The organism is Ruegeria sp. AD5, from assembly GCF_056542345.1.
Map to the genome: position 1 here is coordinate 996,155 of NZ_JBQFZR010000002.1, position 19,805 is coordinate 1,015,959.

At 54.7% G+C, this 19,805-nt stretch carries 16 protein-coding genes and 1 pseudogene; 8 read left to right on the plus strand and 9 right to left on the minus strand.

The annotated features are described in order from the left end of the window. Nucleotides 1-36 precede the first annotated feature (36 nt). The 4 genes from phnC to ACR0JG_RS13565 are packed head-to-tail and all read left to right on the plus strand — an operon-like array spanning nt 37 to nt 3,360. A complete protein-coding gene (gene phnC / locus ACR0JG_RS13550) occupies nt 37-831 on the plus strand; it encodes a phosphonate ABC transporter ATP-binding protein (protein ID WP_170396238.1) in 795 nt (264 codons plus the stop codon). Next, nucleotides 828-1,643, plus strand: coding sequence for a phosphonate ABC transporter, permease protein PhnE (gene phnE, locus ACR0JG_RS13555; protein ID WP_480570398.1), 816 nt, complete (start codon nt 828-830; stop codon nt 1,641-1,643). Before phnC ends, phnE (ACR0JG_RS13555) begins: the two co-directional genes overlap by 4 nt. Beyond that, the gene (gene phnE / locus ACR0JG_RS13560) at nt 1,643-2,458 is read left to right on the plus strand and encodes a phosphonate ABC transporter, permease protein PhnE (RefSeq protein ID WP_170396234.1); all 816 of its coding nucleotides are present in this window, start codon (nt 1,643-1,645) and stop codon (nt 2,456-2,458) included. The genes phnE (ACR0JG_RS13555) and phnE (ACR0JG_RS13560) overlap by 1 nt, the downstream gene beginning before the upstream one ends. Further along, a complete protein-coding gene (locus tag ACR0JG_RS13565; RefSeq protein WP_480570401.1) occupies nt 2,422-3,360 on the plus strand; it encodes an HAD-IIA family hydrolase in 939 nt (312 codons plus the stop codon). The genes phnE (ACR0JG_RS13560) and ACR0JG_RS13565 overlap by 37 nt, the downstream gene beginning before the upstream one ends. Before the next feature lie 71 nt (nt 3,361-3,431). Here the strand turns inward: ACR0JG_RS13565 and ACR0JG_RS13570 are convergent, their stop codons facing one another. The 5 genes from ACR0JG_RS13570 to ACR0JG_RS13590 form a co-directional block, all read right to left on the minus strand. Then, entirely contained in the window at nt 3,432-7,850 is a 4,419-nt protein-coding gene (locus ACR0JG_RS13570; RefSeq protein WP_480570405.1) for a WD40 repeat domain-containing serine/threonine protein kinase, read from the minus strand. A 15-nt stretch (nt 7,851-7,865) separates the two neighbouring features. Next, a complete protein-coding gene (locus ACR0JG_RS13575) occupies nt 7,866-8,330 on the minus strand; it encodes a hypothetical protein (RefSeq protein WP_170396227.1) in 465 nt (154 codons plus the stop codon). Nucleotides 8,331-8,443: 113 nt separating this feature from the next. Next, nucleotides 8,444-9,334, minus strand: coding sequence for an adenylate/guanylate cyclase domain-containing protein (locus ACR0JG_RS13580; RefSeq protein ID WP_480570408.1), 891 nt, complete (start codon nt 9,332-9,334; stop codon nt 8,444-8,446). 38 nt (nt 9,335-9,372) lie between these two features. After that, nucleotides 9,373-10,086: a response regulator gene (locus tag ACR0JG_RS13585; RefSeq protein WP_170396223.1), complete on the minus strand. Its 714-nt coding sequence runs from the start codon at nt 10,084-10,086 to the stop codon at nt 9,373-9,375. Continuing rightward, nucleotides 10,079-12,310, minus strand: coding sequence for an ATP-binding protein (locus tag ACR0JG_RS13590; RefSeq protein ID WP_480570411.1), 2,232 nt, complete (start codon nt 12,308-12,310; stop codon nt 10,079-10,081). Before ACR0JG_RS13590 ends, ACR0JG_RS13585 begins: the two co-directional genes overlap by 8 nt. A 260-nt stretch (nt 12,311-12,570) precedes the next feature. Between ACR0JG_RS13590 and ACR0JG_RS13595 the strand changes: the two genes are divergently transcribed. The 4 genes from ACR0JG_RS13595 to ACR0JG_RS13610 all read left to right on the plus strand — a co-directional run bounded on the left by ACR0JG_RS13595 (nt 12,571) and on the right by ACR0JG_RS13610 (nt 15,807). Continuing rightward, on the plus strand, nt 12,571-13,410 hold the full coding sequence (locus tag ACR0JG_RS13595; RefSeq protein ID WP_480570414.1) for an alpha/beta fold hydrolase: 840 nt from the start codon (nt 12,571-12,573) through the stop codon (nt 13,408-13,410). 63 nt (nt 13,411-13,473) lie between these two features. Beyond that, a complete protein-coding gene (locus tag ACR0JG_RS13600) occupies nt 13,474-14,304 on the plus strand; it encodes a class I SAM-dependent methyltransferase (RefSeq protein WP_170800215.1) in 831 nt (276 codons plus the stop codon). Nucleotides 14,305-14,421: 117 nt separating this feature from the next. Further along, entirely contained in the window at nt 14,422-14,781 is a 360-nt protein-coding gene (locus ACR0JG_RS13605; protein WP_170396214.1) for a group I truncated hemoglobin, read from the plus strand. A 3-nt stretch (nt 14,782-14,784) separates the two neighbouring features. Continuing rightward, nucleotides 14,785-15,807 (plus strand): adenylate/guanylate cyclase domain-containing protein, encoded by a 1,023-nt coding sequence (locus ACR0JG_RS13610; RefSeq protein ID WP_170396212.1) that lies wholly within the window; start codon nt 14,785-14,787, stop codon nt 15,805-15,807. Between the two features lie 123 nt (nt 15,808-15,930). Here the strand turns inward: ACR0JG_RS13610 and ACR0JG_RS13615 are convergent. From ACR0JG_RS13615 to ACR0JG_RS13630, 4 genes and pseudogenes are all read right to left on the minus strand, one after another. Beyond that, a pseudogene (locus ACR0JG_RS13615) lies at nt 15,931-16,271 on the minus strand (DDE-type integrase/transposase/recombinase); the annotation flags it as partial. A 101-nt stretch (nt 16,272-16,372) separates the two neighbouring features. Next, nucleotides 16,373-17,680: a xylose isomerase gene (gene xylA / locus ACR0JG_RS13620; RefSeq protein ID WP_480570417.1), complete on the minus strand. Its 1,308-nt coding sequence runs from the start codon at nt 17,678-17,680 to the stop codon at nt 16,373-16,375. Nucleotides 17,681-17,689: 9 nt separating this feature from the next. Continuing rightward, nucleotides 17,690-18,493, minus strand: coding sequence for an ATP-binding cassette domain-containing protein (locus ACR0JG_RS13625; RefSeq protein ID WP_170379765.1), 804 nt, complete (start codon nt 18,491-18,493; stop codon nt 17,690-17,692). Then, nucleotides 18,493-19,791, minus strand: a complete 1,299-nt coding sequence (locus tag ACR0JG_RS13630) for a sugar ABC transporter permease (RefSeq protein WP_170396208.1) — start codon at nt 19,789-19,791, stop codon at nt 18,493-18,495. The genes ACR0JG_RS13625 and ACR0JG_RS13630 overlap by 1 nt, the downstream gene beginning before the upstream one ends. Nucleotides 19,792-19,805: the final 14 nt, after the last annotated feature.

Here is a 19,805-nt window from a genome sequence, read left to right on the forward strand (position 1 = left end):
CTGCGGGGCCCGTTACCACCCGAACCGGGGGCATAAATGCTGCGGCTTCAAAAGCTTACAAAAACTTATAAAACCGGCGATCAGGCCCTGAAGGCGATCGATCTAGATGTGCCAAAGGGCCAGGTTCTGGCGCTGATCGGGCCTTCTGGTGCTGGCAAATCCACCATGATCCGCTGCATTAACCGTTTGGTTGAACCCACAAGTGGCGAGGTTCTGCTGGACGACGTGGACCTGGTCAAACTCGGCTCGGGCGCGCTGCGGAAAGCACGTCGTGAAATGGGGATGATCTTTCAGGAATACGCACTGGTTGAACGCCTGACCGTCATGGAAAATGTACTGTCGGGACGGCTGGGATATGTTGGGTTTTGGCGGAGCTTCCTGCGACGTTACCCCCAGTCTGACGTGGATGATGCATTCCGCCTGCTGGATCGCGTGGGTCTGTTGCATATGGCCGACAAACGCGCGGACGAACTGTCAGGTGGTCAGCGTCAGCGGGTTGGAATATGCCGGGCGCTAATCCAAAATCCCAAGCTTCTGCTGGTCGATGAACCGACCGCCTCACTGGACCCAAAAACCAGCCGTCAGATCATGCGCTTGATTACCGAGCTGTGTCAGGAACGCGGATTAGCCGCGATAATCAACATTCATGACGTGGCCCTTGCGCAAATGTTCGTACCGCGCGTCGTTGGCCTACGCTTTGGTGAAATCGTATTTGACGGCCTCCCCTCTGGGCTTACGCCTGACAAGTTGACCGAAATCTATGGCGAAGAAGACTGGGAAGCGACCATAGAGAAAGTTGAAGACGACGAAGAGATCGAGGCCGCGGAATGAGCCATCCCGAACTTGATGACCTGCTGGGCAAAGGCTGGCGGAAACCGGCCTTCGTCAAAAACGCCTTACTGCGCTGGACCTTGATCGTTGGATTCGTCGCCTATCTGATTGCGGCATTTATGACCATCGAGGTGGATTGGGGCCGGGTTTATGAAGGCTTGGATCGCGGTTGGGCTTTTGTCCTTGCTTTCACAAGCCCGGATTTCATATCGCGCTGGAGCGATATCTGGAGCGGTCTTCTTGAGAGCATCGTGATGACGGTTGCAGCGTCGGTGGTGGGCATCCTGATATCGATCCCGATCGGACTGGGCGCTGCACGCAATATTGCGCCTCTCCCGGTCTATGTGATCTGCCGAGGCATTGTTGCGATCAGCCGCGCCCTGCAAGAGATCATCGTCGCCATTCTTCTGGTTGCCATCTTTGGGTTCGGACCTTTGGCCGGCTTCATGACACTGTCCTTCGCCACTATCGGTTTCCTGTCCAAGCTCTTGGCCGAAGACATCGAGGCCATGGACAAAGTGCAGGCCGAGGCGATCAAAGCCTCGGGCGCGCGATGGACGCAATGGATCAACTACGGCGTGCAGCCACAGGTCATGCCGCGACTGGTCGGGCTGTCGATGTACAGGATCGATATCAACTTTCGCGAAAGTGCAATTCTTGGGCTTGTGGGGGCCGGCGGCATTGGGGCCACGCTGAATACGGCGTTTGACCGTTATGAGTATGACACTGCGGCAGCCATTCTGATCCTGATCATCGGGATCGTCATGGCGCTCGAATACCTCTCGGGTATCATCCGCGCGAGGGTCCAGTAATGCCAGTGCTTGAACATGAAGGTACGCAAATCTGGCGCAGACGCACGACCGGTCAAAGCCTTGTGCGTTGGTTTTGCTGGCTGTTGGGTGTGGCGGTCTTTGTCTACTGCTGGCAGATCATCTCGGCCTCGACGACATGGTTCTTTGTGTGGGACGCACCCCGGATCGCGAACGATATCTGGACCCGCGCGACACCACCAAAGTGGGACTACATCACGCAGTTAGGCCGCCCGATCTGGGACACGCTGAACATCGCCACACTTGGTACGATCATTGCGCTGTTCCTTGCCGTACCGGTCGCCTTTCTGGCCGCCCGCAACACCACGCCGTCGGCCGTGTTCATCCGCCCCATCGCGTTACTGATCATCGTCTCAACCCGCTCGATCAACTCGCTAATCTGGGCGCTTTTGTTAATCGCAATCATTGGACCCGGAGTATTCGCAGGTGTTATCGCCATAGCCATTCGTTCGATCGGCTTCTGCGCCAAGCTTCTCTATGAAGCCATCGAGGAAATTGATCACACCCAAGTCGAAGCCATCACCGCCACCGGCGCATCCCGCTGGCAGGTCATGGCCTATGGAATCGTCCCGCAAATATTGCCCGCCTTTGCCGGGATCGCCGTATTCCGCTGGGACATCAATATTCGCGAGTCTACGGTTCTTGGCCTTGTGGGCGCAGGCGGCATCGGGCTGCAATTGTCGGCGTCGCTGAACGTTCTGGCATGGCCGCAGGTCAGCCTTATCCTGATCGTCATTCTGATTGCCGTCATGATCAGCGAATGGGTGTCTGCCAAAGTACGAGGGGCAATTATTTGAGCCGCTTCACGACCCAAGAGGCTTTCGACGCCTACGAGGCCGTTCGGCATCGACTTCCAGCTGCTGAACCGGCTGTTCAATCCTATCAGCATGCGAACACTTTGATGGATATTGCTGAAGGCTTCGATGTATTCCTTCTGGATGCGTTCGGTGTCCTCAATATCGGCGAGACTGCGATTCCCGGTACAGCCGCGCGGATTGATCAGCTCAAAGCCATGGGTAAACGTGTTCTGGTCGTCTCGAATGCAGCCGGTCACCCTCATGCGGCGCTCGTCGAGAAATACGCCCGGCTGGGATATGATTTTGCGTCAGAGGATGTCATCACAAGCCGCGCAACACTGCTGGCTGAGCTAGGCGGTCAACGCGCGCTGCATTGGGGTTTGATGGCAACACCCAGCACCGGCCTTCGCGATCTGGAAGATTTGAACCTGACTTATCTCGATGACGATCCCGAGCCTTATGACTCGGTTGAGGGTTTTCTGATGATCGGCTCAGCCGTCTGGTCCGAGGCACGTCAGGCCCATTTGGAAGCAGCCCTGCTAAAACGCCCGCGTCCGGTATTGGTCGGAAATCCGGACATAGTCGCACCACGCGAGCACGGATTTTCAGACGAACCCGGTCTGTTCGCGCACCGTCTTGCCGATCGAACCGGCGTTGTACCCGAATTCTTCGGCAAACCATTTGAGAAAATTTTTGACTTGGCTTTTAAGCGACTTGGCCGGGTCGATAAAACTCGCGTGCTTATGGTTGGTGACAGCTTGCATACCGACATATTGGGGGCCCATGCTGCCGGAATCGCCTCGGCCCTGATTTCGGGGTACGGTTTTTTCGCAGGGCATGACGTCGATGACGCAATCACACAGGCGCAAATCATGCCCGATTTCGTTGTGAACCGACCATAATCTGATCACGCCTGCTTAGTTCCGCTTCAAATCCAAGCGCCCGCCCGTGCTTTTCAATACTCGCCATGTGATCAATTCGCAAAGGCATCACAGGTCGTTGTTGGCTCATCGCTTCCCAAATACTGAACCCTGCGCCCTTCATCGAAGGTTGGACTGCCCAACGCACATGCGATCTCTAAGCTCAACCTGTCCCAAACCCGAACATCACCGGCTTCGCTGGTTGTCGCAAAAGAATTTCCGTCTGGTGCCAGCGCGATACGCCAGGTCGGGCCTGCATGGATCTTTTCGACAGGCATGAGCCGACGGTGCGTCGCGGTATCCCACCAATGCAGTTCCCCAGATCGGTCGATCGCCACCAAGGTTGCCTCATCCGCCAAAAAGGCAACATCCGTCGCCCCACCCTTATGGCCACCATAAGCGGCAAGCTCTTCGCCGGTTTCAACATCCCACACCTTGACTACCTCATCGCTGGAAGCAGTTGCAGCCTGTGTGCCATCACGACTGAAAGCAACACTCCAAAGCGTGTTGTCATCAGCTTCAATCACTCTGATCAACTGACCGTCGCCAATCGACCAAATATAGACCTTACCATCCACCGAGGCCGCTGCCAGCATGCCGCCATCTTCAGAGACGGCGACACGATTTGCCTGAATGTCAGCTGGCGCAAAGCTCTTGACCAAATCAGCCTCTGAGATATCGATTTGCAGCACTCCATCTCCTGTCGCCACAAAGACCTCGGGACCTGACCCCGGCATGATCGACCAGACGGGAGCCTGCCCCAGATCGAGTTGATTTTTCAGCCGCATGGCAGCCATGTCCCAGATTTTCAAGCCGCCTTCGCGATCACCAGTCACCATGGTTTTGCCATCCAGCGAGAGAGAGATCGCCCACACCTGGCTTTCATGCCCCTTCAGCTGCATGGGTTTCATGGAAGCCCCCATCTTCCAGACCCAGATATTCCCCTCACTGTCACCGATGGCTATAGACTTTGCATCCGGCGTATAAGCGATGCCCAGCGCCTTTGCCCCGTTCTGCAAAACAAGCGTGTCTTTGCCGCCGGGGTCGATCCCAATCCGCCAGAGACGTACCTGCTGATCCCGGCCCAAAGTCGCCAGCAACGGGGCATTTTGGGCGACTTCAAGGTCCACAACCCTCTGACTGTGCGCTTGCACCACGTCGCCAACACTTTCCATGTTTGAATTTTCCAATCGCAGCGTTCCGTCTGCCCCTGCCCCTACCAGCAGATTGTCCGGCGCGGTAAATGCTGCTGCTACGATATCGGTACTATCTGAAAAACGATCAACAATTGGAGAACCATCCGGAAAACCAATCGTCGTGACCTTCCCATTCGTATGGGATACCGCGAATGTTCTCCCGTCGCGGCTGAAGGACAGGTGATCGGGGTCAGGCCCCAGCGGACCGCCCGGTATCGGCGGAAATGCAGGCGTAGCCTTTGCGTCGACCCAGCCGAATATGCCACCATCGACATTTCCGGCTACAAGTCCTTCTGAAACGGGCGAAAACGCGACCTTTTTGAAGCCCAGCGGCATTTTCGCCAATGGCTCTCCAATTTGCATTCCATTGGAAACGTTCCAGAGGCGAACGGTCCCGTCACCGGTCGCCGACGCGATACGCTTGCCGGTGGAATCAAAGGCCACGCCAAATGCGACGTCATTGCCAGAGAACAGTGTCGTGATCGGGCCGTATCTGGCCGAACCAACATTCCAAAGGCGGACATCCCCATCCGTTGCCGCTGAAACCAACAACTCTCCATCGGGAGAGAATGCAACATCCCTTATCCCGCCGGAATGCCCCACCAGTTCAGCAATAACCGCTCCGCCGGATTCAGCCCTATGAACCACGATGCGCCCATCACGCAATCCAACCGCAACACGCGTACCGGATGCATCAATAGCCATCGTCTGCGCGTCACCAACCGTAAACGGGCTGCCCAGTGGGACAAGCCCACCCTCACCCAGATTTTGCCGAGCCATCAGCATCGCCGCCCTCGCTTCTGATGTCGAACCAGCAGTTTCGGCTCGGACAATCGCTTCGGCGCTGAGTGACAGGGCAAGCAAGGGATCTGTATCCGATAACCCGTTCGCCGCAGCGCCTAGCGCCCTTGCGAACCTTTCATTGGCTTCAGCTGTTGCGGCAACGGCCATCTGTCTGTTGCTTTCGGCAAGGTTGGACGCGCGGATAGCCAAGAAAGACGAAACCGTTGCGCCAATGGCCAGCAAGGCAAGGGCAGCAACGGCAACTTGATTGATACGTCGACGCCGACGCCGGCGCATCTTGGATGCAGCCTGCGCTTGGTCACGCGCGTCTCGTGCAGCGCCCAGAAATTCCCGCTCTAACGCACCGAGGATATTCTGGTTCTTCACCGACCATTCTTCAGCCGACAACAACCTTGTGCCGCGATAAAGTAAATCGGGCTCGCGATTTTCAACATCCCACTCTGCAGCGTCATGCTGAATACGCTGACGCATGCGCAGATCATCGCGGCTTTCTTCGATCCATGAATTAAGTCGCGGCCATGTACGCAGCAGCGCCTCATGCGCAATCTGAACATTTTTGTCATCCAGCGTCAGCAACCGCGCATCTGTCAAAGCTTCAACGACCCGCCGCGTTGTATCCGGGTCCGAGTCGCGCTCGATCTCATCGATCGGCAACAACCGCCGTGTGTCCGGAGTCCCCTCGCCGGGCGTAACCAGACGCAAGAATAGCCGCCGGGTTGCCTCTTGCTGAACTTTGTCAAAAACGTCTGTAAAAAGTGTCTCTGCTGTCTGGCTGATTGCCCCTGTGACACCACCGGACTGACGGTAGCCGTCCAGAGACATGACCGCACCTTTACGTCGGCTCCATGTTTCATACAGAGAATGCGCCACCAGCGGGAGCGAACCCGCTTCGCGCCCGGCCTCATCAACGATCGCATCAATAAGGGACCTGTCCATGTGCAAACCAGCTGCATGTGCCGGTTCGCTGATTGCGCGGCGCAGCTCGGGCCGTGTCATCGGCCCGACCAAAAACTGGTTTTCCGAGATTCGATCCGCAAGCCACGGTATCTCTGCACAGGATGCATAAAAGTCCGCACGGATTGTCAGCACGATACGAACACGGCTATCTGCGGGGTCTGTCATAGCTGACAAAGCTTCGATGAACTTGCTTCTGCGTTCCTGTTTGACCAGCGTGAACAATTCTTCGAACTGATCAATGCAGATCAACAACTCTCCTTCATTCGCGGTGGCCAAACGGCGCGCCGCACTCGGATAGGCGATGAAGTCGTTGAGCGAGACCTGAGCCGTAAGGTGAGAATTGTCGCCGATGAGTTGAAAGTACAAATCGGTCATTGGATCGCGCCCGGGAGTAAAAACACAAACGCGCCAGTTTTCGCTACCGGATATCGCGTTGGCAGCGATCGCTGGCAGCAGCCCTGCTCGCAGAACGGATGATTTACCACTACCGGATGAGCCACCCAGAACCAATATCCGGCTCTGTTGAAGCCGGGTCACAAGTTCCTCAACAAGATCCTCGCGTCCAAAGAAATAGTCGGAATCCTCTGGCTGGAACGCGGCGAGCCCTTTGTAGGGGCATTCCACCCTACTTTCCGATATCTGCGTCACCGCTTCGGATGCGGCCTCTCGCCGGTCACGATCCAACGCATCATTCATTGCACTGCGCCAGGACACCATATCCAAAAAACGCGCCTGCGGGTCCATTGCCATCCCGTGCTCAATGCAATCACGCCACATTTCTGGCAGGCTGGAAAGATACTCGGTAACGCGATGGAATGGCGGCGGCGCCTTTCCCGTCAGGACATGCCACATCAGCGCGCTGGCCGAATAAATGTCGGTCATCGGCGTCACGGGTTGCCCGTGCTCAGCTTGTTCTGGCGCTTGGTAGAGCGGTGTCCCAGCCATCATGGTCGCGCCGGTCACACCGATCGCTAAATCCTTTGCAATACCGAGATCCGCCAGAAAAACCCTCTCGTCTAGGCCGACCAAAGCATCAGAAACCGTCGTGCTGTTATCGTCTTTGGACCGCTTCACTCGTTGCAGAAGGACATTTGCGGGTTTGACGTCCCGATGCACGACATTCGCGTCGTGAACCGCAGACAAGCCATCTGCCATTGCATCAATCAGTATTTCCACACCTTCGCGTTTGGCCAAAGCAGCGGGGCTTAGACGCTTTAGTCGGTCGGCCAATGTGCCGCGATCCGCGTAGTCCATGACAAAATAGGGCCGCCCGTCCTCCAAACGCCCCACGTCATGCACGGAGACAACGCGCGGAGATCGAATGCGCCGCAACAGACGGGCTTCTTCGAGAAAATGGGTGATGACTTTGTCATTTGTCGCAAGGTTGGCGTGCAGAATCTTGAGGGTTACCGGAACCTCCAACTCGTCATCCCGCGCAAGGACAACCGCCGCGAACCCACCGCTCGCGATTTCACGGTCAACAGCGTAACGGCCGATGAACGCAGGAAAAGTCATGATATTCTTGGCGCTTCAGAGGTGCTCTTGCACATCCACGCAATGATACTTGGTCGCATCCAATATGTTGTGGTCCCTATCGGCAGCAGTAACGCACAGTGTCGTCCCTCCCTCTCGCGCCGATGTCGAGGCCGCCTCCTTCGTCACATAGCTTGGGTAATCATCGTGCCGATGCCACCTGCCCTGAACGGCATTGAATTCGCTTTGGGCATTTCTGCCGACTTGCTCAACGGAATAGCTTTCGCCCCACCATGTATGGAAATGGTTCTTCGATACGTCCGGAGTGAAATTCGCATCGTAGTTTACAAGCAGTTCGTCGCCCTCTTTGGCGACCGATACAATCTGCACCTCACACCCATCCACAGGGCAGGCATTGGGCATCGCTGACTGGGCAGTTGCATCAGCACCAAACAAGAGTGTAGCTGCACCCAGGATCAGGGCGCCCTGACGAAGCTGGTTTCCTGAAGTATTCAATGACATCATTTCCTCCCAATCTTGGTTGAAATACGCAATTGGTGCCGATTCTAGCACAATCGCGAGTTTCTTTCTGAGACTTTCACCACAGAAGCCAGAATTCAGGCGTGCCACGTCGTTTATCGGCGGACGACCTCAAACTCTAATGGGCGCGCATCAGAGTGCAAAATTGATAGTGCAGGCGATATCAGCCCGCTATCGGCCAGCATTATGTTCTCGCGCTTAAGCTGGATTTCACGCGCATTCTCGAATTGTACATAAGTTCCCGACGAACTGCGATCCGCCAGCATCAGCTTCCCACCTTTCATGCTGAGTACCGCATGCAGTCGCGAAACCCACGGCTCAGGCAGGATGACATCGCATTGACTGGATCTGCCGATCGTTAGCTCCCCGCCTTCCCGACACCGCCAGGTATGATCGTCGTGATAAAGAATGAGCGCAAAGCTTTCATTCTGTTGCATGCCCTCAGATCCGCTGGCCGTCTGCGTCGGCAGATGCATCACGGTGCTTAACCCGTCCGTTGAGGCCAGGACTGAATAAGCTTTGACCGGTTCACTCACACCTTTCAGGCGAAGCGATCCGATTGGGGTGAGCATCTGGAGACTTTCGGGGCTTAGATCCTTCGCGACGCTTTCGCTGACACAAGCTTCACCCGGATTGGCCGCGGCCGCCAAACGAGCGGTCAGATTTACTGTTTCGCCAAATACCCCATTATCGCCAATAACAACAGGACCTTGATGAACACCCGCGTGGACCGACAGTAATGTTCCAGGCGGTTTCTGAATCATCTCTACAACCGCGTTTACGGCGGCGTCGGGTTCCTTGAAATAGGACAAGACGTCATCGCCTTTCTGCCCCACAGGAACTCCGCCAAACCCAAGTAGAACCTCACGCAATCGATCGATTTCAAACTGAATCAACTGCTGCGCCTGATCGTCCCCCATTTCTTCGTAGAACGGGGTGCTGTCAGAAATGTCAGCAATTATGGTCGTGACGAGCTTGGTTTCCACGGTGCTTCTCGCAATGTGTTCGTCCGGAACGGCAAACCCTATTTGGGATCATAGACATAACCTATACCGCGCACGGTTCTGATGATTTCCGGCTTTTCCGGGTTGGTTTCAAGCTTCCGGCGCAGTCTGGATATTCGGATATCAATGCTGCGATCGAACGGGTCCCAGGACCGGTCATGCGCTTGTTCTAGCAACTGATCACGGTTCAAAACACGCCCTTTGTTTTCAGCAAACACCTTGAGCAGACTATACTCCATCGCCGTTAGCGGGACCTCGGATCCATCCGGCGCAAGAAGTTTGGCTGCCTCTTTATCCAGCGTGTAGTCGCCAAAAAGGGCCAAATTGCCTTCGGAGGCATCTGCAGGCAGACTTTCGTTGATGGCCCCTCGGCGCAATAGGGCCTTGATCCGCGCTTCCAGTTCCCGAAGATCAACCGGCTTTCCAAGATAGTCATCTGCCCCCATCTCAAGCCCGATGATCCGGTCCACTACATCGCCTGCTGCAGTCAACATGATCACGGGCGTCGTGTTTTCAGGACGAAGCGATCTGAGGATCGAAAGACCGTCTTCCTTTGGCATATTGATATCCATGATCATGACATCAACAGCACGAGAGGAGATGACAGACCGGAGCTCTTCTCCGCCAGCGGCTGCAGAAACCTCGTACCCGCGTTTGCTCAGATATTCCTGAAGCATCTCGCGCACGTCGATCTCGTCATCGCAAACCAGGATATGGGTTTTCTGGTCATTCATCCGTTTGATCCTTCTGATCGGCGAGCAGCTTTCCGACAAGTATTCTCAGTTCCGAAGGCGAGACGGGTTTTTCCAGATAGGGCAGACCGGATTCCTTCAGCAGTCCCAATGAGCTTTCACCCATGGTGTCCCCGGTGATGTAAGCTGTCCGGGTCAGCATTTTCGGAAAACGCGCCACCAGCGCCTCATAAATCTTGCGTCCGTCAACACCGGGCATGTTCATATCACTTAGGAATACATCGTAGTTGGCGGACTGCAGTTGCCTGAGCGCCTCTTCCCCTGAGGTAACGAAATCAACGTGAAAGCCGTCCTTCCGCAGTATCTCGGCATTGATCTCACCCACTTCGACCTCATCATCCACGACCAATGCACGGTGCTTGGCAAAATTCGCGGCGGGTTCGGGTTTTTCTTCAGCCACATCATTTTGCATCTTTGCGACGGGCAGAGTTATCCGGAAGCAGGTACCGGACGCTGCCGCCTGATCAAGCCTGATCTGACCGCCATGGGACAGAATGATCCTGTGACAGAAGGCAAGCCCGATCCCGGTGCCGTCACCCACCTCCTTTGTGGTGAAGAACGGCTCGAAGATACGTGCGCGTATGGCTTTAGGGATACCGGGGCCATTGTCCTGAACCGTGATCTCAACCATTCCGATGGCAGGCTTGACCTCGGCAGACAGCATGATCTGGTCGCCGATGCCGGAGGCGGTCATGGCCTGCTCGGCATTGATGATAAGATTCAAGACGACTTGCGTAAGCTGGTCCGCATCCCCGGCAACTGCGGGCAGGTCTTCTGGCACACTTTGCTCAATGCGAATTTCGCCTGATGAGCTACCGTACCCGGCGACATCCGCAGCTGTTTCGATCATGCTGGGAACATCAACCTGCTCGATCTTGCTGGGCTGCTGACGCGCCATCGCCAGAAAGGTCTTAACAATCTTCGCGCAGCGTTCTGCGGCATTGCCGATTTTTTCAATCCTGACACCGAGATCGGGGTCGGAAATTTCTTCCTTCAACATCAACGAATGACCCACAACAACCGACAACGGATTGTTAAGCTCGTGCGCCACACCCGCGAGTAGTTCGCCAAGCGCAGACATCTTTTCGTTCTGGAACAGCAGCTCTCGTTGCTTTTCAAGCTCAGCCTCAATGGCCAATTCATCGGTCAGATCGCGGGTATTGGAAACGATTACTTCTTCACCATTGAACTCGATCAGCCGTGAAGAATCCGCCCCCCAGAACTTTCGCCCGCTTGCATCGACGAACTCCATACGCCGATCCTTAAGCGCCCCCGCTTGCCGGAGGTCTTTCAGGTACCGCTCGCGCTCATTCGGGTCCGCATAGTAGGATTTCGAACTTTCTGCTTCACCAAACAGCGCCTTTATCTCGGGCGTAGCAAACAGCACCTCGCCGGTGTCGGCATGCGTCATGTTGATGGCTGCTGGATACGCCTCCATGACCTGACGGATCAAGGCATCAGCCTCTTTCTGGACGGTTAGATCGATCACGCTGGTCACGATGACTTCTTCGCCTTTGTAATCGATCAATTGAGACGAAATCGACGCAGGGAAGGTTTTGCCAGCCGCATTAATCAAGTCGAGCTTGTAGTCATCGACACGACCATCGGCCAAAAGCTGGGTTACAAAATCCGCGCGCTCTTCCGGCTTTTGATAATGCTGTTTTGCGGATTTGGAAGGTCCGAACATCTGCAGCGCAGCAGGCGTGCGATACAGTATCTGACCATCACCAATCCGCGCCATAGTTACGATTGCCGAACTGGCATCCAGCACCTTTCGGATCAATAGATCGCCGTCGCGCTCTTCGACCTCGGCTTGTTTGCGTTCGGTGATATCCTCACGCGTGACGACAAATCCGCCGAACTTGGTGGGATGAACAGAAACCAGATAGGTGCGCCCATCCGTTTCCGTCAGCTCAAAGTCTTGGATGAACTCGACCCCATTAGCCAAACGGTCCGAAACCCACTGCTGTTCATTGCCAATCGCATCAGCGTAAATTCCCCGGCGCGCCGTCTCACGCATCAGGATTTCCCAGTCCAGTCCGGGTTGCAGCAGGTCGGCAACCCCCTTGTTCATCTCGGCATATCGTTGATTGAACAGGACAAGGCGGCGATCATCATCATAGAGGGCAAACCCTTCTTTGAGAGATTCGATCGCATCACGAAGAAGGTCCCTCGCCTTCTCGATTTCTTCAAATTCGTTCGCCATGCCCATCGTCATCCTGAATTTTTAGGATACCATTGTTTCAATGCCATTTCAAAATTAGCATCGTGTGTTTCAATTGTTTCAATAGGTGCCAACTCAGCCAAGTACCGGCCGATAAACCTGTTTGTTTTTGAGCCGGATAGCAAGTTGTGTGACCTGCTTCACAGAGCAACAACTGAAACACTTGGCACCGCTTCCAGACATCACAATGAAACATAGAAAGGTCAGTTATTGCCCATCTTAAGTGCGATTGGGTAAGAAAGATGACTATTTCTTTTAGAACTACTGAAATGATTAACGCACCTATTTTTGCGTTGCATTCTTCGGCGTCCAATAGTGGGCAATGGAACCAACTGGCGGCGGATCTGGAAGGTCGCTTTAGTGTTCACGCTGTTGATCTTCCCGGGTACGGTCGTAGCCCGTTGACTGGAGATAACTCTCAAAACGGTGCGGCGTTTTCTGCCATACCGGTAATCCGCGAAATCGAAGCGCTGGGACGCCCCGTGCATCTGGTTGGGCATTCCAACGGCGGAGGCGTCGCCATCAAGGTCGCGTTGATGCGTCCTGATCTTGTCAAAAGCCTGACGGTATATGAGCCTGCAGCCTTTCATTTTCTGCAGGCTGGCAATGATGTCAGCAAGAAACTGTTCGGGCAAATCCAGCTTCTCGCGGGTGTGGTGAGCGCCGCAGCAGCGGATGGCGATGCCGCTGCTGGTATGCATCACTTTTTGGATTTCTGGAACGAGAAGGGGTTTTGGATCTCGCTGCCCGCGCAGGCCCGAGACCGGTTCATTGGGATGATCCCATCAGTCATGTCTGATTTTGCAAAAGGTTTTGCTGAAACCTGGCAACTGAAGGACCTGTCCAAGCTTGATATACCGACGTTGGTAATGACTGGATTGGAGTCACCTGAGATTGCGCAGCACGTCTCGGTTGAGATCGCGAAGGCTTTGCCCAATGCGCGGATCGCGTTGCTGCCCGAGCTGGGCCATATGGCGCCGGTCTTCCAGCCCGAATGGATCAACTCAAGGATTTTCGAACACGTGGCCAATGTGGAGCGGCCCGTTGAAACTGTCAGCTGGCCAGAACGTCAAGCTGCCTGACCGGGGCCGCATTTAGCAATGCGGCCTTCATCAAACCACTGCTACATCAAAAGGAGCAATATCATGGGTATTCAAACATCGATCAACGCCACCACAGACTTTGCGGCAATCAAAGCAAAGCAAAACGTCGCCTGGGGCTCCGGCGACTACAGCAAAGTGGGTGTCACGCTGCAAATCACGGGCGAGGAACTGGCTGAAAGCATGGATCTGATGCCCGGTTCCAAGGTACTGGATGTCGCCGCCGGGAATGGTAATGCCACCCTGGCCTTCGCCCGGCGCTTTTGTGATGTTACATCGACCGACTATGTAGAAGCCCTGCTGGACGCCAGCAGCCAGCGCGCCAAAGCGGAAGGTCTGTTCGTGACCTACAAGGTTGCCGACGCCGAAAACCTGCCTTTCGATGATCAATCCTGCGACGCGGTGGTTTCGACGTTCGGCGTGATGTTCACACCGAACCAACAACAATCAGCAGCAGAGCTGCAACGGGTCGTCAAAAGCGGCGGCAAGATTGGTCTGGCCAACTGGACGCCTGACAGCTTCATCGGCCTTCTGTTCAAAACGATCGGTAAACATGTGCCTCCACCTGCTGGCGTAAGCTCTCCGGCTATGTGGGGCAGCCGGGACTGGATTGAAGAAGCCTTCGGATCGCACAGCACCATCGTTTCGTTCCGACGCAAGAACTTCATGTTCCGCTACCGTTCAGCCGAACACTTCCTAGAGTACTTTCGGACTTTCTATGGCCCGATGCAAAAGGCCTTCGATGCACTGGACGCATCGGGACAAGAGGCGCTGCAGCGCGATATCATGGCCCTGATCGAGAAGTTCGATATCTCAGGCAATGACACACTTTGCATCTCATCCGAGTACGCTGAAATTGTCATGCAGCGCGGTTGAGATCGTGAACCACTGGCTCATCGTTCTTTGACCCAACCGTCAGAGAACGATGAAGATCACCCGGTGTAGTCGATCCACCATTTTCTTGGTATTAGTTTGTTTAAGGGGGATTTTGTTATGGCCGAGCGCACACTTTATGAAAAGTACGGTGGGTTTTCACAGATCAGCAAGATCGTGTTCTCGTTCTATGACATCCTGCTGGACAATGACGAGGTTGGGCCATTCTTCGACAACGTGGATATGAGCCGCATGGTCGACCATCAGACCAAGTTCATAGCGTCGCTCCTTGGTGGTCCGGCCTCCTACACCGACAATCAACTGCGCCAGTTACACTCTCATCTCGAAATTACCGACGACCATTTCGACGAATTGGAGGTCGTGCTCCGTGACGCTTTGCAAAGACACGGCGTGGATGCCGAGGACATCGATATCGTTGTCGCGGAATTCAGTAAACGTCGTCCCTTGATTGTTGGATAAATCATGACCATCGAAGCCATCAATGAACAGCTCCTTCGCGCGATTGGTGTGGGCGTTGCCCTACTGGACCGTCAATCGCTGAAGTTTGGGTTCCGCAATGATACGTTTGACGAGTGGTTCAGTGCCGATGGCCCTTCAGACCAATTGCAGCAGCTCTTTCCTGATCTGGATATCGACACAGTGCAAACAAGCCTGTCCGGCACCGGGCGACATACATCAGAAATCACGTTCAAAAAGAAACGCCGCACACTGGTGATCGCACTCGATTTCACGGTCGCGCATGACGATGTGCTGGTTCTGGTATGTCAGAACATCACCCGCATCAAAGAGCTGGAGTCCATGATCGACTCCTATTCGATGATGGTGGAACGGAACACCCGCGAGTTGAAGCGGGAAAAGGAGCAGGTTGAAAAACTGCTGCTAAATCTGATGCCCCGGTCGGTCTACGAAGAGTACAAGACTTTCGGCGTGGTCACGCCACAACTCTATGACCCCGTCTCCGTCCTGATGCTCGATTTCGTGGGGTTCACGGATATGGTCGCCTCGCAGGACCCAAGCGTCACCGTCACTGAGCTGAACGATATTTACAGCGCGTTTGATCGCATAGGTGAGCAATTCGGTTGCGAACGGATCAAGACGATCGGAGACGCATATATCACCGTCGCTGGTCTGCCCGATCCGACTCCGGATCACGCCAAGGCAATCGCAAACACAGCCATTCGTTTCGTACGCTATTTGACCCGCCGAAACCTGAGCCATCCGCATCAGTGGCGGTGCAGAATTGGACTGGCCACGGGATCGGTAGTCGGGTCGGTCGTTGGCATCCAGAAGTATGTGTACGATATCTTTGGTCCGGCTGTGAATCTGGCCTCCAGACTTCAGGAATTCTCTGACCCGATGCAGATTTCAGTCCAGGACGAAGTCGCGCAGGTCCTCAAAGATCAGTTTGACCTTGAGAATGTCGGCGCGCGAACAATCCGTGGGTTTGGAGAGCAAGACATCTGGCGCTTGTCCGACGATAGCTAAGCGTCAATGCCCGCTGTAATCCTTTGTTCGCACTAAATGGTGACTGATCGCTGCAGTGAATACAGTAGGCTGTTTACCCAGTCCCAAAACCACTGATCTTGATCCCGAAATAAGCGGCTACTCGTTTCGGCGTTTGGTGACAACGGTTTCCAGCACCTCGCCTTCGTGATCAACAACCCGCCAGAGGCAATGTCTCTTACCATTCACCTTCACAAAATCTCGTCGGCGTGCCACTTCCATATCGAGAGTGCGCGCAGTTGTTGCACCCGCATTCTTCGGATATCAAAGGCAAACATCGGACCGAACCTGTCCCAACAGTAGCAGTCGGTTTCTTGACTCAGGTCGATGCCTCGCTCGTGCAACAGATCTACGGCATTCCGAAGCAAGAGCGGGAATCGGATGTACAGCATCACAGTCAAGCGGATGATCTCAGAACCGGTTATTATAGTATTTGAAAGATGCAGATCTGGTCATGGGCAAAAGCTACGCAACACCCCTACCCCGCCCAAGCAAAGTTCTTCTGACAAGACTCTTTTGACAGTTCCCCGATTGCAGTTTTCCTTGGTCACACAAACCTGTTCACATAATTCTCCAGAATCTCCTGACGCCCAGATTGTGGTTTCGGGTTGGTATTTTCCTGCAGAACCCGGGCAGAAATCTCTTCCAGACTGCTACCCAACATAGACACTGCTTCCGGCGTGTTCCAACCGGAATACCGTTCCGTCAGCGCGTCCTCCAAGCCACCGTCTTCAATCATAGCAGCCGCAGCTTTCAAGCCCCGTGCACAAATGTCCATTCCACCGACATGGGCTGCAACAAGATCTTTTGCATCAAGCGATTGCCGACGTATTTTGGCGTCAAAATTTGTGCCCCCAGTTGTAAAGCCACCAGCTTTCAGGATGTGGTAATATGCCAAAGCAACCTCTGGCGTGTTATTCGGGAACTGGTCCGTATCCCATCCGGATTGGTAATCGTTTCGGTTCATGTCGATCGAGCCAAGCATCCCTTCGGCAGCGGCGACCGCAATTTCATGCTCGAAACTGTGTCCGGCCAGGATCGCATGCCCCTGCTCGAGGTTCAACTTGACCTCGTCCTCCAACCCGTACTTCCTGAGAAATCCAATACAAGTCGCGGCGTCGTAGTCGTATTGGTGTTTGGACGGCTCCTGAGGCTTGGGCTCAACGAGAATAGTTCCTTTGAACCCAATCTTGTGTTTGTATTCAACGACCATGTTCAAGAAACGGCCCATGTGGTCCAACTCGGTTTTCAAATCCGTGTTCAACAGGGTTTCATAGCCTTCTCGGCCACCCCATAGAACGTAGTTTTCTCCGCCGAGCTTGTGGGTCGCATCCATGCAGGATTTCACTGTCGCAGCTGCAAACGCAAAAACGTCGGGATCAGGATTGGTACTGGCACCAGACATCCAGCGACGATGGCTGAACATATTGGCCGTGCCCCAAAGCAGCTTGGTACCAGACACCTGCATCTTTTCACTGATATAATCGGTGATATCTTCCAATGTGCGCAGGTTATCGGCAAAATTTCCTTGTTCGGGCCGGATGTCAGCGTCGTGCCAGCAAAAGAATGGCTGCCCCAAAAGCTCAAACAATTCGAATGCATTATCTGCCTTCTGACGGGCCCGGCCCATATCGTCCTGAGGATACCATGGGCGTTCGAACGTAGGTCCACCAAAGGGGTCTCCGCCCTCCCACGCGAATGAATGCCACCAGGCCACTGCAAACCGCAGATGGTCCTCCATACGCTTGCCCATGATTATTTCATCCGGGTCGTAGTGACGAAAGGCCAACGGGTTCTTGCTGTCCACGCCTTCAAACTGGACCTTCTCGATCCCTTCAAAAAATCCACTTGGCATTTCTGCCCCCTACTCTGCTTTTTGTGCTGGCTGCTTGCCTAGAATGATCATCGACAAAAGATCGTCGTCAGTGACATCTGCAATATCGACCGTCCCAACCAGTTTTCCGTTCTTCATGACCGAGGCGCGGTCGCACAGTTCCATGACGGCGTGCACATCGTGATCGATCAGAAATATCCCAATTCCTTGCGCCTTCAGCTGGTGGATCAGATCCGCCACCATCTGGGTTTCATGCGGCCCAAGCGCCGCAGTGGGTTCATCCATGATCAGAATGCGGGCATTGAAATAGACGGCCCGAGCAATCGCCACTGATTGTCTTTGCCCACCCGACAAGGCGGAGACCGGGTCATTGAACTTCTGAAAGTTCGGGTTGAGCTGCGCCATGATCTTTCGGCACTCGGCCTCCATGGCTGCGTCGTTGACCAAGCCAAAAGGCGTCGTCATCTCGCGCCCCAGGAACAGGTTTGATGTCGCGTCCAGATTGTCGGCCAAGGCGAGCGTCTGATATATCGTTTCGATATTGTTCGCCCGGGCGTCACGAGGATTGCCAATCTCGACCGGCTTGCCATCGATCAGAATCTCGCCGTGGTCCATCTGATAGGCGCCGGACAATACCTTGATCAACGTGGACTTTCCGGCCCCGTTGTGGCCAAGCAGGCCAACGACTTCACCCGGATAGAGATCGACCGACACATGGTCGACGGCCTTGATCCCACCGAAGGAAATCGAGATGTCGCGCATCTCGACCAATGGCGGCGCGCCTGAACCGCGCCCAGTGCCAGAAGGTTTTTTCTGCGTATCCTGAGCTTGCATCACTTTGCCCCCAGTCGCTTGCGGTAAACGATGTCGATATAGACGGCCAACACGAGGACGCTGCCGACGACGATGTTCTGAAACGGCGCGTCAACGCCAACCATTGCCATGCCCGATTGCAGCGCCTGCATGATCAATGCACCCAGGATCGCGCCATAGATAGTGCCGATGCCGCCCGACAATGCGGTTCCTCCGATCACTGCAGCTGCTATGACCCGAAGTTCGTCGAGCGTACCAATGTCGTTCGAATGGTTCGCCAAGCGGGCCGAGGCGACCACCGCGGACACGGCGCACAAGAAACCCATCAAAGCAAAGATTTTCACGGTTAGCAGTCGAGTGTTGATACCCGAAAGCTCTGCCGCATCCGGGTTGCCGCCAGTGGCAAAGATGTACCGACCAAACCGGGTTTTTCGCGCCACAATTGTCAGCGTGACAGCCACGATGATTAGGATGAGTACAGAAATCGGTATGCCGTATCCGACGACCAGCCCCTCTGGCATTGTCTCTCCGCGCGCTTCGAACATACGTTGCAGCCGCCGCGTTGGTATGGCGTAACTGTTTACGATGTAAACGTACCCAAGGATGGCGATTGCGATTATCCCGGCCAGAGTGGCTTCGGCCCAGACAGGTTTGACGGGGAATCCATGTGCCGCCTTTGCGCGACGACTGCTCCACAAAGCCCAGATCGCGATTGCGGTAGCAAACAAGCCGAACAGCCAGCTTGTCGTCGTTCCCAATGTCCCGTTGGTCCCGCCAAACATCAGGAATGTACTATCCAAAGGACCAATCGTCTGACCGCTGGTCAAATACCACGCCACATTTCTCCAAACCAGAAATCCACCAAGCGTGACTATGAAGGCTGGTATCGTCAGGTATCCGACCATCCAGCCATGAAACGCACCAATCAGCGTGCCGACAAACAGCCCGACAACAATGGTGATCGCCCAGGTTGCTGGATTGTTCAAACCCATCCCAAGGACTTGTGGCAAAAGCTCGGTTTGCGTCATCGCCATCACGGCCGAGGTTGTTGCCAGCAGTGCACCAACCGACAAGTCGATGTGCCGTGTGACGATAATAAATACCATCCCGCATGCCATAATGGCGACCGAAACCGTTTGGATGGACAGGTTGAACAGGTTACGAGGGGTCAGGAAGCGCCCATCTGTGAAGATGTTGAACCCGATGCACAGGATGACAAACGCGCCGATCATTCCCAAAAGCCGCATATCCAGTTCCAGTTGCTGGAACAGGCTGGGTTTCGCTTTTTCAGGTACCGGCTGAGACGAAGTTTCGGTCATTTCCGATCTTTCAT

Bases quoted from the DNA above. Each gene is read 5' to 3' on its own strand.
- phnC (WP_170396238.1), top strand. From the start codon at position 37: ATGCTGCGGCTTCAAAAGCTTACAAAAACTTATAAAACCGGCGATCAG.
- phnE (WP_480570398.1), top strand. From the start codon at position 828: ATGAGCCATCCCGAACTTGATGACCTGCTGGGCAAAGGCTGGCGGAAA.
- phnE (WP_170396234.1), top strand. From the start codon at position 1,643: ATGCCAGTGCTTGAACATGAAGGTACGCAAATCTGGCGCAGACGCACG.
- ACR0JG_RS13565 (WP_480570401.1), top strand. From the start codon at position 2,422: ATGGGTGTCTGCCAAAGTACGAGGGGCAATTATTTGAGCCGCTTCACG.
- ACR0JG_RS13570 (WP_480570405.1), bottom strand. From the start codon at position 7,850: ATGACTTTTCCTGCGTTCATCGGCCGTTACGCTGTTGACCGTGAAATC.
- ACR0JG_RS13575 (WP_170396227.1), bottom strand. From the start codon at position 8,330: ATGTCATTGAATACTTCAGGAAACCAGCTTCGTCAGGGCGCCCTGATC.
- ACR0JG_RS13585 (WP_170396223.1), bottom strand. From the start codon at position 10,086: ATGAATGACCAGAAAACCCATATCCTGGTTTGCGATGACGAGATCGAC.
- ACR0JG_RS13590 (WP_480570411.1), bottom strand. From the start codon at position 12,310: ATGGCGAACGAATTTGAAGAAATCGAGAAGGCGAGGGACCTTCTTCGT.
- ACR0JG_RS13595 (WP_480570414.1), top strand. From the start codon at position 12,571: ATGACTATTTCTTTTAGAACTACTGAAATGATTAACGCACCTATTTTT.
- ACR0JG_RS13600 (WP_170800215.1), top strand. From the start codon at position 13,474: ATGGGTATTCAAACATCGATCAACGCCACCACAGACTTTGCGGCAATC.
- ACR0JG_RS13605 (WP_170396214.1), top strand. From the start codon at position 14,422: ATGGCCGAGCGCACACTTTATGAAAAGTACGGTGGGTTTTCACAGATC.
- ACR0JG_RS13610 (WP_170396212.1), top strand. From the start codon at position 14,785: ATGACCATCGAAGCCATCAATGAACAGCTCCTTCGCGCGATTGGTGTG.
- xylA (WP_480570417.1), bottom strand. From the start codon at position 17,680: ATGCCAAGTGGATTTTTTGAAGGGATCGAGAAGGTCCAGTTTGAAGGC.
- ACR0JG_RS13625 (WP_170379765.1), bottom strand. From the start codon at position 18,493: ATGCAAGCTCAGGATACGCAGAAAAAACCTTCTGGCACTGGGCGCGGT.
- ACR0JG_RS13630 (WP_170396208.1), bottom strand. From the start codon at position 19,791: ATGACCGAAACTTCGTCTCAGCCGGTACCTGAAAAAGCGAAACCCAGC.